This window comes from Hymenobacter sublimis (assembly GCF_023101345.1).
Classification (GTDB): domain Bacteria; phylum Bacteroidota; class Bacteroidia; order Cytophagales; family Hymenobacteraceae; genus Hymenobacter; species Hymenobacter sublimis.
Genome location: NZ_CP095848.1, coordinates 1,378,290 through 1,393,068, shown reverse-complemented (window position 1 = coordinate 1,393,068; position 14,779 = coordinate 1,378,290). Strand labels below are relative to the sequence as shown.

The following is a 14,779-nucleotide window of genomic DNA, read 5'->3' as shown; positions in this document are numbered from 1 at the left end:
CAGGTAGGTCAGCGGGCTTTACAGAATAGTGTCGGCGTACTTGAGGTAGGTTTCCAGGTCCTTGTCGCCGCGGCCGGAGAGGTTGACCACCACCACATCGTCGGGGCCGGCGCCCAGCTGGCCCAGGGCCGCCAGGGCGTGGGCGGTTTCGAGGGCCGGAATGATGCCTTCCAGGCGGCTCAGCTCAGCTACGGCGCGCAGGGCGTCCTCGTCTTCGATGCTAATGAACTGTGCCCGGCCCGAATCGGCCAGGAAGGCGTGCAGGGGGCCGATGCCGGGGTAATCGAGGCCCGCCGACAAGGAATACGGCTCGGTAATCTGGCCGTCCTCATCCTGCATGAGCAGGGTGCGGGAGCCGTGAATGATGCCCGGCTTGCCCAGCACCGAAGTAGCCGCCGAGTGTCCCGAGTTGACGCCGTGCCCAGCCGCTTCCACGGCCACTAGCTTCACGGAAGGCTCCTCCAGGAAGTGGTAAAAAGCGCCGGCCGCATTCGAGCCGCCACCCACGCAGGCCACTACGTAATTCGGTAACTCAGAACCGGTTTTTTCCAGTAGCTGCTTGCGCATCTCCTCGCTGATAACGGCCTGCAAGCGCGCCACCAGATCGGGGTACGGGTGCGGACCGACCACGGAGCCAATGATGTAGTGCGTGTCGACGGGGTTGCCGATCCAGTCCCGAATGGCTTCGTTGGTAGCGTCTTTGAGGGTGCGGCTGCCGCTCAGGGCGGCGCGTACCTCGGCCCCTAGCAGGCGCATGCGGTACACGTTCGGCTTCTGGCGCTCCATGTCAATTTCGCCCATGTACACGATGCACTGCATGCCCATCAGGGCGCACACCGTGGCCGTGGCCACACCGTGCTGACCGGCGCCGGTTTCGGCAATAATGCGGGTTTTGCCCAGGCGCTTGGCCAGCAAAATCTGCCCCACGGTGTTGTTTACCTTGTGGGCGCCGGTGTGGCAGAGGTCCTCGCGCTTAAGGTACACGCGGGTGTTATACTTCGCCGATAAGCGCTTGGCTTCAAACAGCGGAGTCGGCCGGCCCACGTAGTCGCGGAGTAGCTGCTGGTACTCCTGCTGGAAGGCGGGGTCGGCCAGAATATCGAGGTACTGCTGGCGCAGCTCTTCCACGTTGGGGTAGAGCATTTCGGGAATGAAGGCGCCGCCGAACTGGCCGTAGTAGCCGCGCTCCGTGGGTTGTTGGTAGGTAGTGCTCATGATTTCTCGGGAAGTTTTGGGGTAGGTAGCGCACCAAGCGGCAGCGCCGAAGCCCTGCCAAACGGTGCGCGCAACGGATACTTAAGGGCGTAACTGCTGAAACATCTGGCGCAGCAGCTCGGCATCTTTTACGCCGGGCTCAGTTTCAAATTGGCTGTTGAGGTCCAAGGCAAACAGGCCTGGAAGCTGCAGGTTTTGCAGGACGGCGGCGTGCTCCAGGGCCAGCCCGCCGGCCAGAAAATAGGGCACGGTCAGGTGGTACTGCTTTAAAATCTGCCAGTCGAAGGCCGTGCCGTTGCCGCCGGGCTGGGCGCCGGCCGTATCAAATAGGAAAAAGTCAACCTGCCCCACGTAGGGTAGCAGCTGGGCAAAGTCGAACTTCTCCCCTACCGCAAACGCCTTAATAACTGCTACCCCCGTAGCCCGCAGCAGCCCGCAGGTTTCGGGCGTTTCGGCGCCGTGGAGCTGCACCGCCTGCAAGCCGTACTCCGTGATGCGCTCCTGCATTACGGCCATGTCCTCATCCACGAACACGCCTACCTTGCGGATAGTAGCCGGAACCGTGGCCGCATCGGCGGGCGTGAGCGTGGGCGCGGCGTAGCGCCGGGATTTGGGGTAGAAGATGAAGCCCAGAAAGTCGGGCCGCAGGGCGGCTACCGCCCGCAGGTTGTCGGGCCGGGCCATGCCGCAGACTTTCAGGCGCACACTCATTATAGTAGGGTTACGGCTTCGGTGGCGCGGAGCTGCTGCACCAAGGCGGCGCAGGCCTTTTCGGGCCGCGAGTGACGCATGAACGTTTCCCCGATCAGGAAGCCTCGGTAACCCACCTGGCGTAGCGCCTCAATGTCGGCGGCCGAGGTCAGGCCGCTTTCCGTCACTTTCACGAACTCGTCGGGGATGCGCTGGGCCAGCTCGCCCGAGGTATCCAGGCTCACGCTGAAGTCGTGCAGGTTGCGGTTGTTGACGCCCACCAGGCTCACGGCGTCGGGGTGCAGGGTTTTGTCCAGCTCCTCGGCGTTATGAATTTCGAGCAGCACTTCCAGCCCCAGGCTTTTAGCCAGGCGGCCCAGGCGCAGCACTTCCTCGCCGCTAAGCACGGCCGCAATCAGCAGCACGGCGTCGGCCCCGATGCTCTTGGCTTCCAGAATCTGGTACTCGTCTACCACGAAATCCTTGCGCAGAATGGGGCAGAAATTAAACCGGCGGGCAATGGTCAGGTCCTCATTCTTCCCCCCGAAAAACTCGGTGTCCGTCAGCACCGACAGGGCCGAAGCGCCGGCCTGCATGTAGCCCAGGGTGGTGCGCTCCACCGGAGCGTGGGGGTTGATGAAGCCCTTGCTCGGCGACTTGCGCTTGAACTCGGCAATGATGCCGCTCAAATCGTCGCGCAGCAAGTAGCGGCGCAGGCTCAGGGGCGGCGTCGGCATGTAGAGGCTTTGCTCCAGCAGCTTCACCGGCACAAGGCTCTGGCGGTTGGCAACTTCCTGGCGCTTATGGGCAATGATTTTGTCGAGAATAGTGGGCATTGAAGGGCCGCCGGGTTCGTTGTGGCGGGATTTAGGGTGAATTCCTGTCTGGTGGAAAGGAATTGAGTGAACAGTATTTGGCAGAAAAGGAGCCCGAAAAGGCCAGAATCTTTATTCGGTTCTAGAGACGCGACACTTCGCGTCTGGTCATTGCTGATGGTATTTGTCATTCCAAGCAACGCCAGGAATCTGGGTTACTCATTCAACTATTTAACCCAGATTCCTCCTGCGTCGGAATGACAGTTGGTTCCAGATCATTCGACCAGAGGCACCATATGGCGTCTCTACGTTGTGGTGGCGTGGCTGTGCGTGGCGGCTACCAGCTTGCGTAGCGCCGTCCGCGCCCGCCCTGAGTCCAAGGATTCCTGGGCGGCGGCCAGGGCTTCGGCAAAGCTAAAGGTGGGTTCCAGGCACCGGATGGCCAGGGCCGCGTTGGCCGTCACCACGTCGCGTTGGGCCCGGGTAGCGCGGCCCTCCAGCACATCTACAAACAGCCGGGCCGACTCCGCCGCGCTTTTTCCGCCGGCCAGTTCCTCGGGTACTGTTGTCGTCAGGCCCAGGTCGGCGGCGGTTACTACCTGCTCGCCTGCCGGCGAAGCCAGCTTGGCAGCCGCTGTCAGCGAGAGTTCGTCGTAGCCATCGAGGGCGTGCACCACGGCGTAGCGTGTATTCGTTTGCTGCAGCAGGTAGTGGTAGAGGCGCAGCAGCTCCAGGCTAAAGGTGCCGGCTACCTGGTAGTTGGGCCGGGCCGGATTTACCAGCGGCCCCAGAATGTTGAAGAAGGTCCGCACGCCCAGCTCCCGGCGCACCGGCCCGGCGTGGCGCATGGCTGGGTGGAAGGAGGGGGCGTGCAAAAAGCAAATGTTAGCTTGCTCCAGCTGGCGTTGCAGCACGTCGTTGCCTACCCCAAACTCGACCCCCAATTGGGCCAGCACATCCGACGACCCACACACCGACGACACACCAATATTGCCGTGCTTAGTGACTTTGTAGCCCGCGCCGGCCACCACAAAACACGCCAACGTGCTGATATTAAGCGTGTCCTTGCCGTCGCCGCCGGTGCCCACAATGTCTACCGTGTCATGGGTGCCCAGCTCCGGGTCGCGGCTCAAACTCAGCAGGGCGTCGCGGAAGCCCGCCAGCTCCGGCACCGAAATCGGCCGCATGCGGTACACGCTCATGAAGGCGGCCATTTCGGAGGCGTTGGCCTCGCCCTGCCCAATGCGCAACATGGCTTCGCGCGCCTCGGCGTGGGTGAGCAACTGCTGCTCAAACAACTGATTAAGAATCTGTTTCACAATTCGCGGTAGCGGTCAGCGGATAATTTCCACGGGGGGGTTGGAGGTAGCAACAGCAAGAAAGCAGTGCCCGATAAGTAAGTGTGGCGGCTCAAGCCAACCAATTGGACAGCATCTGGTGGCCGTGCTCAGTGAGAATGGATTCGGGGTGGAACTGCACGCCGCGCACGTCGTACTCGCGGTGGCGAAAAGCCATTACCTGCCCGTCGGTGTCTACGGCGGTTATTTCCAGCGCCGCCGGCACCGATTCGGGCCGCACACTCCAGGAATGGTAACGCCCTACCTTGAAGCGAGCGGGTAAGCCGGCAAATAGCCGGTCCTCGGCGGTTACGGTGGCGTCCGTGGCTAGGCCGTGCACTACCTCGGGCAGGTTATAAAGCTCACCGCCAAAGCTTTCGGCCAGGCCCTGATGCCCCAAACAAACACCCAGCATGCGCTTACTGGGCGCGTAGCGGCGAATAATTTCCGGCATTAGCCCCGCCTCGGACGGTACGCCCGGCCCGGGAGACAGCAGCACGGCATCGTAGCCAGCCACGTCCTCTACCGTCAGCTTATCGTTGCGAATGACCGTTACGCCGTCGGTATGCCCCAACTCCCGCAGCACCTGCACCAGGTTGTAGGTAAAGGAGTCGTAGTTATCAATAACGAGGATTTTCATGACCTCAGGTTAAAACAGATTGGAAACGAATGACACGAATTCAACACACTAGCCGCACAGTTCAGACGGCTTCGGCTTCTTCCAAGGCTTTGCGCAGGGCGGCTAGCTTGTGGTGCACCTCGTTGAGTTCGGAATTGATGTCGGAAGCAGCCACTACCCCAGCCCCGGCCTGGAAGTAGAGCTGGCTGGCTGTGCTCAGGAAGGACCGGATCATGATGGCGTGGTTGAAGTCGCCGTTGAAACCCAGGTGGCCGATGGCGCCGCCGTAGTAGCCGCGGGCCGTGGGTTCCAGCGCATCAATCAGTTGCATGGCCCGGTGCTTGGGTGCTCCCGACAGCGTGCCGGCCGGGAAGGTGTCGGCTACTACCTGCAGGGAGCTGGCCTGCGGAGCCAGCCGGGCCGTTACCTCACTAACTAGGTGAATGACGTGAGAGTAGTACTGAATTTCGCGGAATACCTTCACCTTCACCTCGTCGCCGTGGCGGGCTAGGTCGTTGCGAGCCAAGTCCACGAGCATGACGTGCTCGGCGTTTTCCTTGGGGTCGTCGGCTAGTTTTTGAGCCAGGGCCGCGTCCTCGGCATCATGGCCAGTGCGGCGAAACGTGCCGGCAATGGGATATAAACTTGCCTGTCGGCCTTTTATAAGCAGCTGCGTTTCGGGCGAGGAGCCGAAAATTTTAAACGAGCCGTAGTCGAAGTAAAACAGGTAGGGCGAGGGGTTAATGGAGCGCAAGGCCCGGTACACGTTGAACTCGTCGCCGCTGAAGCCCTGCTGAAACCGCCGCGACAACACAATCTGGAACACGTTGCCCCGGCGGCAGTGCTGCTGCCCTTCGGCCAGCACCCGCAGAAATTCTTCGTCCGTCTGATTGGTCTGCTCCTCTCCTACCGTTTTGAATTTGAAATCAGGCAGGGAAGGATTCCGAATCAGGTTCACCAGCCGCGTAAGCCCGTCTTCATCAACAGTTTGCCCGGCCAGCGTGTGCTCAAACACGTACAGCTCGTTGCGAAAGTGGTTAACGGCAATTACGTAGCGGTAGGTGCTATAGAGAATGTCCGGAATTTGGCCGGCGGCCTGTTTCGCCGAGTTTAGCTCCAGGTCCTCGAAATACTGTACGGCCTCGTAGCCAAGATAGCCAAACAGGCCTCCCGTAATGAAATCGTGCCCCGTGTCCTGGGTCTGGAAGCAGTTAGCAAATTCTTGCAACCGGGCCAGGGCCTGTCGGGGGTCGGCTAGGGTTTCCGTGGCGGTAGTATCATCGGGGAAGGTTAGCGCCAGTTCGTTGCCGCGCAGCTCAAAGCGGGCCAGCGGATCAAAAGCCAGGTAGCTGAAGGCGTTTTGCTGGCCGTGGTAGTCGGAGCTCTCCAGCAGCAGGCAGTTGGCATACCGGTCGCGCAGCCGTAAGTACAGGCCCACAGGGGTTACCGTATCGGCCAGAACGCGCAGGTGGCGGGTGTGCAAGTGGAAGGTTTTCATCGGCTGGTTGTGGTAGTGAGGTAAAGGACCAGCGCCGGGAAATAAAAAAGCCCGGCGGGGCGGCCGGGCTTTTGAGCGAATGCGAAGTAGGTTGTTCAGCTGACCTTAGCGCACGCACAGGATGTCCCGTCCGGAGTTTCCGTAGGGCCACCACCACGCTTGCTGGGTCATTGAGAAGGTCATTGCCAAATAGGGTTGGGCGTTGAACGGGGCAAAGGTAAGTTCAGGTAGGTTTTTGGCAAGCAGAAGCCCGAATTTTTTTACTTAAACCTACACTACCTCGTAACTTATTGTTTCACAAGCAGCTGTCGTCCTACTTGGTCTTTAACCCGGACCAGCACCTCGTAGCTACCCGCCGGCAGGCGGCTGACATCAACGGCGCTACCACCCTTCACGTGCTTGCGAAGTACCGTTTGCTTCTGTTGGTTTAGTATGGCTACCTGCCCCTTGCCACGGCCGGAAGGCAGGTGCACGATCAGCTGGTTCTGCTCGGCATTTAAATAAGCGCCATATGGCAGAGGCCCCCGGTTTCTGCGCTGCTGCATGGTAGCATCCGGCTGATACAGCCACCGGTAGGCCGCCGGAAACTCTCGCTTCCAGAACCACTCCGTGTGCTTACCATCGGCGGGGGTAGTGTATTGCACCCCGGCCCCAGCTCGCGCCAGGGTGTCGTGCACGGCCTTCATCAGCGGCACCATGGTTTCGCTTTCCGTGGTACCGCTCACAAAGTAGAATTGCGTATTGGGCTGGGGCCGACGCGGACGCAGGTAGGCAAAAAGGGAATCTTTGGCAAACCAAAAGGCTGGCGAAAACACGCCTACCTTGCTGTACACCTGCGGGTATTTCAGGGCCGCATAGGTGGAAATGAGGCCGCCCATGCTGCTGCCGGCAATGCCCGTGAACTCCCGTCCGCTTAGGGTTCGGTAGTTGGCATCAATATAAGGCTTCAGGGTCCGGGCCAGAAAATCCACGTATTCGTTGCCCTGCCCGCCGCCGTACTCAGGGTTCTTCCAGGGCGAGAGTTCATTGAGCCGCTCCGAGCCGCCGTTGTCCACGGCCACCACAAGGCAGCCAGTGGCATCCAAGCCCTGCTGCTGCAGTTGGCTCAGGGTTTCATCTATGCCCCATTCACCCGAAAAGCTGGTGCAGGCATCAAACACATTCTGGCCGTCGTGCATGTACAGCACGGGGTAGCGTTTGGTGGGCGCACTGGCATAGTCGCTGGGCAAATACATCCACACGCGGCGAGTGCGCCCTAACTGGGGCATTGGGAAGGAGGTGCTGATAACTTGCACGTTGGGCTGCAGTGCAGTGCTTTGGCAGCGGCTGGCTCCGGCCGCCGACAGATCCTTCCAGTTATGCACCGTAAGCTGCAGCTCGCCATCCTTGTCGCCTGGAGTGCACACGCGGTTTTCAATATCCTGGTTGCGAGCGTCCGTTTCTACAGTTTCCCAGGAGCCGCGGGTTATTTTGTACGCGAAAGCCCCCTTAACAGAGGCCGGTAGCACCAACTGGTAGCTGCCATCTGGGTTGCTCGTAAACCGGTAGGCCGCGCTGGCGGGTTGCCACGAGTTGCAAGAGCCCGCCAAGTACAATGCAGCCCCGGCCGGAGTAGCGGCGGGCACTTGAGCAATGCGCAGGGTGGTTTGGGCTAAGCCCGCATGACGGAACAGAACGCTAAGAAGCAGGATGACCAGGGAAAGTCGCATGGAGCAGAAGGGCAGAATTCAGCGGGCAAGTTACCACTGTTCTCAGCGCTCAATGCCGCCTGATACCATGACAAATAAACTCAACGGTACATCTTTACGCTTGATGCGAAATAGAGGATAAACCCAATCTGTATTTTTCCTAGAATTTACTTTTTTCTCTTACCCGCACTTTCCCGCACGAAGTAAGTAAGCCCTCACCTAAAGCTATATTTTAGAAAACTACAATACGAGGGTTGAGTAGGTGCAGTGATAATTAACTCCCTATGCTAACTCCTAAAATATATACAAAAATCAGCGCTTTAAACCGGCATAAACCAGCAAAAGTCTATGCGCCTGTATTGACAAGTACCCCGAAATTATTATTGATAGTCTTCTTGACAATTTTGCACCAATAATTCCCCAGGTACCTAGCCAAATATGCCATACCAAAGCAAAATGTGTTAGATACTGGCACTAAATGCCATGGATCTTACTACGCTTTCCTCAATTCTTATATAAAGTTGACTAGTACGCCTCTATTGACCTTTTATAATTAGCATCAACACAGCACACTATTTTGTTAATACAGCACAAGGCAATTATACCTCTGTTTCCTCCCTTGAAATGGCCTAATTGCTAGCCTTAACCTATAGTAAGCCACAGCTGCGAAGGTGTGCTAAAGTAACGTGAATAAGTTCCAGATGCTCCGTAAGATTGCAGCATTTTCTTTACTGCCATACTCAGCAAAGAAAGTCCAATTATCACTATACCTGCTTCCCGCTTGTACCCCATTGTTTTTGTTGCTACCAGCGCTTTAACTTGCGCTGTTTAATAACAATTTGGTGATGTTGAACCCGGGCGAATGCGGCGATGATTCAAGCTCTAGCGACTGGAATTATTACGCTCCTACTCCTTGGATGAACCACTAAATTCCCACTCCGGTTTGTCCGGAAAAATCCATTTCAACCCCTAACTTCTTTTCAATGAAACACCCCTATCTAGCGAAACTGGCGCTGCCTCTCCTGTGCGCAGGTGTAAGCGTGAGCAGCGCATATGCGCAGGGAATCGGGACGGTGAGTGGCCGCGTACTCGATGAGAAGGGCGAAGGCATGCCCGGCGTTACGGTCCTGATTGAGGGTACCTCCCTGGGAGGCTCCACGAACTCCGACGGTTCCTTCTCTATCCAGAACGTTCCCTCGGGCCCCCACACCCTGGTAATGTCGTTCGTGGGTTACACCACCAAGCGGCAGCCGATCAATGTGACTGCAGGCCAAAACACTGCCGTTGAAAACCTATCGTTGGCTGAAAATACTACCCTTCTAAATGAGGCAGTAGTTATTGGTTACGGCACTCAGCGCAAGCAAGATCTGACGGGCGCTGTAGAGCAGGTATCGGAACGCCAGTTTGTAAAGGGCCAGGTAACGAACCCCGAGCAGTTAGTACAAGGTAAAGTAGCGGGCTTGCAGGTAACCACCGGCGGTGGTGCCCCAGGCGCCGGCTCCAGCATCCGCATCCGCGGGGGCTCGTCGCTGACCGCTTCAAACGATCCGCTGATTGTAATTGACGGGGTACCGGTAGACAACCGGGGTCTTTCTGGTACGTCCAACCCTTTGTCGCTGATCAACCCCAATGACATTGAGAGCATTTCGGTGCTGAAAGACGCTTCCTCCACGGCCATCTATGGCTCGCGGGCCTCGAACGGCGTTATTTTGATTACAACCAAAAAAGGCCTGCAGGGCGAAAAGCTTCGCGTAAACGTTAGCTCACAGAACTCCGTTTCGAAAGCTCGCAATGAGGTCGATGTGTTGAATGCCTCCGAACTGCGCGCTGTGGTGGCCTCAATTGGCAACGCTCAGCAAAAAACGCTGGTAGGCAACGCCAGCACCAACTGGCAGAACGAAATCTTCCGCACAGCCCAAACTACTGATAATAACGTCAGCATCTCGGGCTCGGCAGGCAAAGTGCCGTTCCGTGTTTCTGGAGGCTACCTGGATCAGGAAGGCCTACTATTACGTAACGATTTGAAGCGCTACACGGGCTCCGTTGGCTTGAACCCGGTGCTGCTCGATGGCAGCCTGCGCGTGAATGTCAATGTGAAAGGTTCTATAGTTGACAACAACTTTTCGAACCAGGGCGCTGTTGGCGCAGCCGTGTATGCTAACCCCACGTTTCCGGTTTACAACGGCAGCATCTACGGTGGCTACACGGAGGTACTGGACCCCAACAATCCTAGCAACCTGAATACGCTGGCTACCCGCAACCCGCTGGGCCTTATCAACCAGCGCCGCGACCGGAGCACCGTAAAGCGCAGCATTGGTAACATTCAGCTGGACTACAAGCTTCCCTTCCTGGAAGGCCTAAGCGCTAACCTGAATCTAGGCTATGATATTCAGCGAGGCCGAGGTACGGTATTCGTGCCAGTACAGGCCGCCTCTGACTTTAACCGGGTAGTAACCGTGAACGGCGCTACGGTTGGTCAGGGTGGCGTAAATAATGAGTACGCCCAGGACAAGAATAACAAGCTGTTGGAAGCTTACCTGAGCTACGGTCGTCAGTTTGGTGTCGGCCGCCTGGATCTGCTGGCAGGCCACTCCTACCAGAGCTTCGAGGATAAGAACTACGTGTTTGCTGACCGGATTGCTAGCGGCGAAGTATACACCGCAGCTCCTACCCTACTCAACGGCCAAAACTTTCGCGACCCACGCTACGTGCTGGTATCGTTCTTCGGCCGGGCGAATTACAACATCAACGACAAGTACCTGTTGACGGCTACCATGCGCGCCGACGGTTCTTCGCGCTTCTTGGAAAGCAACCGCTGGGGCTACTTCCCTTCGGCCGCCGCGGCTTGGCGCATTAAAGGAGAAGATTTCCTGAAAAACTCTACCGCCATTTCTGAACTGAAGCTGCGCGTGGGGTACGGCCAGACCGGCCAGCAAGACATCGGGGACATTTACCCTTACCTAGCGCGCTATACCCCCAGCGAGGCGTCGGCTCAGTACCAGTTTGGGGATGAGTTTACGAACACGTTACGGGCTGCAGCCTATGATCGTAACATCAAGTGGGAAACTTCCACTACCTACAATGCCGGTCTGGACTACGGCTTCCTGGACGGCCGAATTTCGGGTGCTATTGATGTGTACCATCGCAAAACCGATGACCTGCTGAACAACGTATTTATTCCGGCTCTAGCCAACCTCTCTAATAAGCTGACGACCAACGTTGGTTCGCTGGAGAACAATGGTATTGAGGGCTCGGTAAACGTAGATGTTGTTCGGGGCGAAAAGCTCAACTGGACCCTGAACGCCAATGCTACGGCGTACCGCGTGAAAATCACTCAGCTAACTAACGCCTCTGACCCCTCCTATCTGGGCGACGAAACCGGTGGTATTTCGGGTGGTGTGGGCAACAACATTCAAATCAACTCGGTGGGCTACCAGCCAAATGCCTTCTACGTTTTCCAGCAGGTATATGGCGCTGATGGCAAGCCGTTGGAAGGAGTATACGTGGACCGCAACGGAGACGGGGTTGTGAATGTTAACGACCGGTACCGTTACCAGTCGCCAGCTCCACGGGTAAGCTTAGGCTTCGGTTCCAACCTGAACTACGGTAAGGCCAGCTTGGCCTTCACGCTGCGCTCAAACATTGATAACTACGTTTATAACAACGTTCGTTCGCAGGCTTTCTTCCCAGTTGGTGCCTCCAATGGGGTATTGGGCAACTTCAACCGCGAGCTGCTGGTATCGAATTTCACTACCTCCCAGCTGCAGTCGGATTATTACATTGAGAATGCTTCGTTCCTACGGATGGAGAACCTAACGGTAGGATACAACCTGGGCAGTATTTACAATGACAAAGCGAACGTGAACTTGTCTTTTGCTGTTCAGAACTTGTTCGTAATCACCGACTACAAAGGGCTTGATCCTGAAATATTTGGTGGTATCGATAACAACATTTATCCCCGTCCGCGCACCTTCACTCTCGGGCTGAACATCGGCTTCTAATTCCCACCCCTATGAAGAATAAATTCTCGCGTACGCTGGCTACCGCTTTAATAGCGTTCAGCTTAGCACCCTTTACTTCGTGTGTAGGCGACCTAGACCAGACGCCTTCTTACGAGCCAACCACCGAAAACGTCTACAAAGACCCGACCCTAGCCCGGCAGGCGCTGGCTCGCCTCTACGCTACCATGGCTGTGAGCGGGCAGCAGGGTCCGGCTGGTCAGCCTGATATTCAGGGCATCGACGAGGGCTTCTCGAACTATTTGCGCCAGTACTGGATGGCGCAGGAGCTTACTACCGACGAAGCCATCCTCGGCTGGGAAAGTGACCTGGGGGTTCCGGAATACAACCGGATGACCTGGAACGCCTCCCACCCCTTCGTGCGGGCTATGTACGACCGGATTTTCTATCAGATTTCGCTTTGCAATGAGTTTATCCGTCAGACTACGGACTCTAAGCTCGACAGCTACGGCCTTTCTGATACCGAAAAAACCAACTTCCGGGCGTACCGGAGCGAGGCGCGTTTCTTGCGCGCCCTCAGCTACTACCACGCCCTGGACATGTTCGGTAACGTACCTTTCGCCACGGAAACTTCTGAGGTAGGCACTACAGCTCCCCAGCGCATTGAGCGCGCGGCTCTTTTTGACTACGTGGAGAAGGAGTTGAAGGAACTGGAGACGGAACTACCCACTCCCCGCGCCAATGAGTTTGGTCGGGCCGATCAGGCAGGAGCTTGGATGCTGTTGTCTAAGCTGTACCTAAACGCAAATGTGTATAACGGTTCAAACCGCTACACCGACGCCGTTACTTATACGAAGAAAATCATTGGCGCTGGCTACACGCTGGCACCGAGCTACGCGAACCTATTCCGTACGGATAACAGCACTACGTCCCGCTTAGAAATCATTCTGCCGGTACGCTTTGATGGGGTGCGCACCAAAACGTTCGGCGGCATGACGTTCATTGTTCACGCTGCAGTGGGTGGTAGCATGTCCGTGAATGACTTCGGCATTGACTTCGGCTGGGGCGGCACCCGCACCAAAAAGAACTTAGTAAACCTGTTCCCAACAGCAGCTACTGTTACGGACAAGCGTTCCATGTTCTATGCCAATGGCCAGTCGTTAGAAATCAACGACCCCGCCACCTTTACCGATGGCTACGGTATTACGAAGTTTCGTAACGTGTCTTCGACCAATGTAGCAGGCTCCGATAAAACATTCCCCGACACCGACTTCCCCATGTTCCGTTTGGCCGATGTGTACTTGATGTATGCTGAAGCCGTGCTGCGGGGTGGGGCCGGGGGCGACGCCGCCACGGCATTGGGCTATGTTAATGCCTTACGTCAGCGGGCCTACGGTAACACCAGCGGCAACATTACGGCCGCTGATTTGAATCTGAATTTCCTGCTGGATGAGCGGGCACGCGAACTGTATTGGGAAGGCCACCGCCGGACGGACTTGATCCGCTTCGGTAAATACACAACCGGGTACAATTGGCCCTTCAAAGGCAATGTGCGCACTGGTACAGATGTTGCCGCCACCCGGACGCTGTTCCCCATTCCAACCACGGATCTGACGGCAAATCCGAATCTGAAGCAGAACCCTGGTTACTAAATTTTGTGCAAGTGAACCGGAAGCTACCTAGCGAAGTTTCCGGTTCACTTACGTACTCGTAACCAACTTTTCCCACCATCTTACTTTTTCCCCTATGTCACACTGGCTTACTCGCGTTTCCGGGCTTTGCCTATCGGCTGCGGTACTGCTGACTTCTTGCGAGAAGGAAGGCGACCAGGTCACTTTACAGCAAAGTGGCACCGCCGCTTTGACTGCGTCTTCCAGCACGCTGGTTTTGAGCAGTACCAACGCTTCGGCGCAGGCCACTACGCTTACCTGGCAGCCTATTTCCTATGGTTACCAAGCAGCTGTTACCAACACGATTCAGATCGATAAGAAGGGTAACAACTTTGCAACGCCCGTTGAAATAGCAGCAGGAGCCGCTAACACCATGTCCTTTACGGTAGCAGAGTTGAATGCTCTGGCACTGCGGGCCAAAGCTACTCCGGGCTCGACCAATTCGTTGGAAGTGCGCGTGAAGAGCATGATTACTAACAAGGTAGCGGCTACCTATTCTCCTACCGTTGCTCTCACGGTAACTCCTTACCTCGTGGTGATTGAGTACCCGTCGGTGTACGTACCGGGCAACCACCAGGGTTGGGCTCCAGCTACGGCGCCTAAGTTGGCAGCTTTCAATAGCAACAACAACCAACTCTATGAGGGTTTCGTGAACATGACTGATGCTGCGCCAGAGTTCAAAATCACTTCCATGCCGTCGTGGGGTGGCACTAATTATGGCGATGGTACTGGTGGCAAGCTTTCGCCTGATGGCGGTGCGGGTAACTTGAAAGTACCTACTCCTGGTTACTACCGCTTGAAAGCTGATTTGGGCGCCTTGACGCTTGAAACTGTCAAAACCACTTGGTCGATAATTGGTGCGGCTACCCCCGGTGGCTGGACTACTGATACACCGCTGGTATATGATGCAGCTGCCGGTACCTGGAGTGCTAGAATAACCCTGACGGCCGGCCCGATTAAGTTCCGTGCTAATAACGACTGGACTATCAACTTCGGCGACGGAAATGCCAAGGCTACTCCGGCAGTGCCTGCTGATGGCATCCTGGAATACGGCGCCGACGATATTGTGGTACCTGCTGCGGGTACATTCACGGTGACGCTCGACCTGAGCAAGCCGGGGAACTATACTTACTCCATTAAGTAAGCAGCGTACCTTCAGCCTAAAAAGCTCCTGGTCACATCTGGCCAGGAGCTTTTTTGTGTCAGAAAGTGGCAGCCCTATCTCCTTTGCAGACACCTTCACAAAATGTACCTCACCACCCCGAGGCGGTAGTGTGGTAAATAAACA

10 protein-coding genes are annotated in these 14,779 nt (G+C 56.7%); 3 read left to right on the top strand and 7 right to left on the bottom strand.

Annotation, left to right across the window (positions count from 1 at the left end):
- Nucleotides 1–18: 18 nt before the first annotated feature.
- The 7 genes from trpB to MWH26_RS05825 all read right to left on the bottom strand — a co-directional run bounded on the left by trpB (nucleotide 19) and on the right by MWH26_RS05825 (nucleotide 7,883).
- The gene (trpB, locus tag MWH26_RS05855) at nucleotides 19–1,215 is read right to left on the bottom strand and encodes a tryptophan synthase subunit beta (protein WP_247976458.1); all 1,197 of its coding nucleotides are present in this window, start codon (nucleotides 1,213–1,215) and stop codon (nucleotides 19–21) included.
- Between the two features lie 81 nt (nucleotides 1,216–1,296).
- Nucleotides 1,297–1,926, bottom strand: coding sequence for a phosphoribosylanthranilate isomerase (locus MWH26_RS05850; RefSeq protein WP_247976457.1), 630 nt, complete (start codon nucleotides 1,924–1,926; stop codon nucleotides 1,297–1,299).
- The gene (trpC, locus tag MWH26_RS05845; protein WP_247976456.1) at nucleotides 1,926–2,741 is read right to left on the bottom strand and encodes an indole-3-glycerol phosphate synthase TrpC; all 816 of its coding nucleotides are present in this window, start codon (nucleotides 2,739–2,741) and stop codon (nucleotides 1,926–1,928) included. Before trpC ends, MWH26_RS05850 begins: the two co-directional genes overlap by 1 nt.
- A gap of 284 nt (nucleotides 2,742–3,025) precedes the next feature.
- On the bottom strand, nucleotides 3,026–4,039 hold the full coding sequence (gene trpD / locus MWH26_RS05840) for an anthranilate phosphoribosyltransferase (protein ID WP_247976455.1): 1,014 nt from the start codon (nucleotides 4,037–4,039) through the stop codon (nucleotides 3,026–3,028).
- Nucleotides 4,040–4,130: 91 nt separating this feature from the next.
- Complete coding sequence (locus tag MWH26_RS05835) at nucleotides 4,131–4,697, bottom strand: anthranilate synthase component II (protein ID WP_247976454.1); 567 nt, start codon at nucleotides 4,695–4,697, stop codon at nucleotides 4,131–4,133.
- 61 nt (nucleotides 4,698–4,758) lie between these two features.
- Nucleotides 4,759–6,174, bottom strand: a complete 1,416-nt coding sequence (locus MWH26_RS05830; RefSeq protein ID WP_247976453.1) for an anthranilate synthase component I family protein — start codon at nucleotides 6,172–6,174, stop codon at nucleotides 4,759–4,761.
- 287 nt (nucleotides 6,175–6,461) lie between these two features.
- Nucleotides 6,462–7,883: an alpha/beta hydrolase-fold protein gene (locus MWH26_RS05825; RefSeq protein ID WP_247976452.1), complete on the bottom strand. Its 1,422-nt coding sequence runs from the start codon at nucleotides 7,881–7,883 to the stop codon at nucleotides 6,462–6,464.
- 962 nt (nucleotides 7,884–8,845) lie between these two features.
- On the opposite strand from MWH26_RS05825, the gene MWH26_RS05820 reads away from it, so the two are divergent.
- The 3 genes from MWH26_RS05820 to MWH26_RS05810 all read left to right on the top strand — a co-directional run bounded on the left by MWH26_RS05820 (nucleotide 8,846) and on the right by MWH26_RS05810 (nucleotide 14,635).
- Complete coding sequence (locus MWH26_RS05820) at nucleotides 8,846–11,863, top strand: SusC/RagA family TonB-linked outer membrane protein (RefSeq protein ID WP_247976451.1); 3,018 nt, start codon at nucleotides 8,846–8,848, stop codon at nucleotides 11,861–11,863.
- Between the two features lie 11 nt (nucleotides 11,864–11,874).
- The gene (locus MWH26_RS05815) at nucleotides 11,875–13,473 is read left to right on the top strand and encodes a RagB/SusD family nutrient uptake outer membrane protein (RefSeq protein WP_244695706.1); all 1,599 of its coding nucleotides are present in this window, start codon (nucleotides 11,875–11,877) and stop codon (nucleotides 13,471–13,473) included.
- Nucleotides 13,474–13,567: 94 nt separating this feature from the next.
- Nucleotides 13,568–14,635 (top strand): SusE domain-containing protein, encoded by a 1,068-nt coding sequence (locus tag MWH26_RS05810; RefSeq protein WP_244695705.1) that lies wholly within the window; start codon nucleotides 13,568–13,570, stop codon nucleotides 14,633–14,635.
- Nucleotides 14,636–14,779 lie beyond the last annotated feature (144 nt).

Excerpts from the sequence above, each read along its gene's own strand:
- trpB (WP_247976458.1), bottom strand. The coding sequence starts at position 1,215 with ATGAGCACTACCTACCAACAACCCACGGAGCGCGGCTACTACGGCCAG.
- MWH26_RS05850 (WP_247976457.1), bottom strand. The coding sequence starts at position 1,926 with ATGAGTGTGCGCCTGAAAGTCTGCGGCATGGCCCGGCCCGACAACCTG.
- trpC (WP_247976456.1), bottom strand. The coding sequence starts at position 2,741 with ATGCCCACTATTCTCGACAAAATCATTGCCCATAAGCGCCAGGAAGTT.
- MWH26_RS05835 (WP_247976454.1), bottom strand. The coding sequence starts at position 4,697 with ATGAAAATCCTCGTTATTGATAACTACGACTCCTTTACCTACAACCTG.
- MWH26_RS05830 (WP_247976453.1), bottom strand. The coding sequence starts at position 6,174 with ATGAAAACCTTCCACTTGCACACCCGCCACCTGCGCGTTCTGGCCGAT.
- MWH26_RS05825 (WP_247976452.1), bottom strand. The coding sequence starts at position 7,883 with ATGCGACTTTCCCTGGTCATCCTGCTTCTTAGCGTTCTGTTCCGTCAT.
- MWH26_RS05820 (WP_247976451.1), top strand. The coding sequence starts at position 8,846 with ATGAAACACCCCTATCTAGCGAAACTGGCGCTGCCTCTCCTGTGCGCA.
- MWH26_RS05815 (WP_244695706.1), top strand. The coding sequence starts at position 11,875 with ATGAAGAATAAATTCTCGCGTACGCTGGCTACCGCTTTAATAGCGTTC.
- MWH26_RS05810 (WP_244695705.1), top strand. The coding sequence starts at position 13,568 with ATGTCACACTGGCTTACTCGCGTTTCCGGGCTTTGCCTATCGGCTGCG.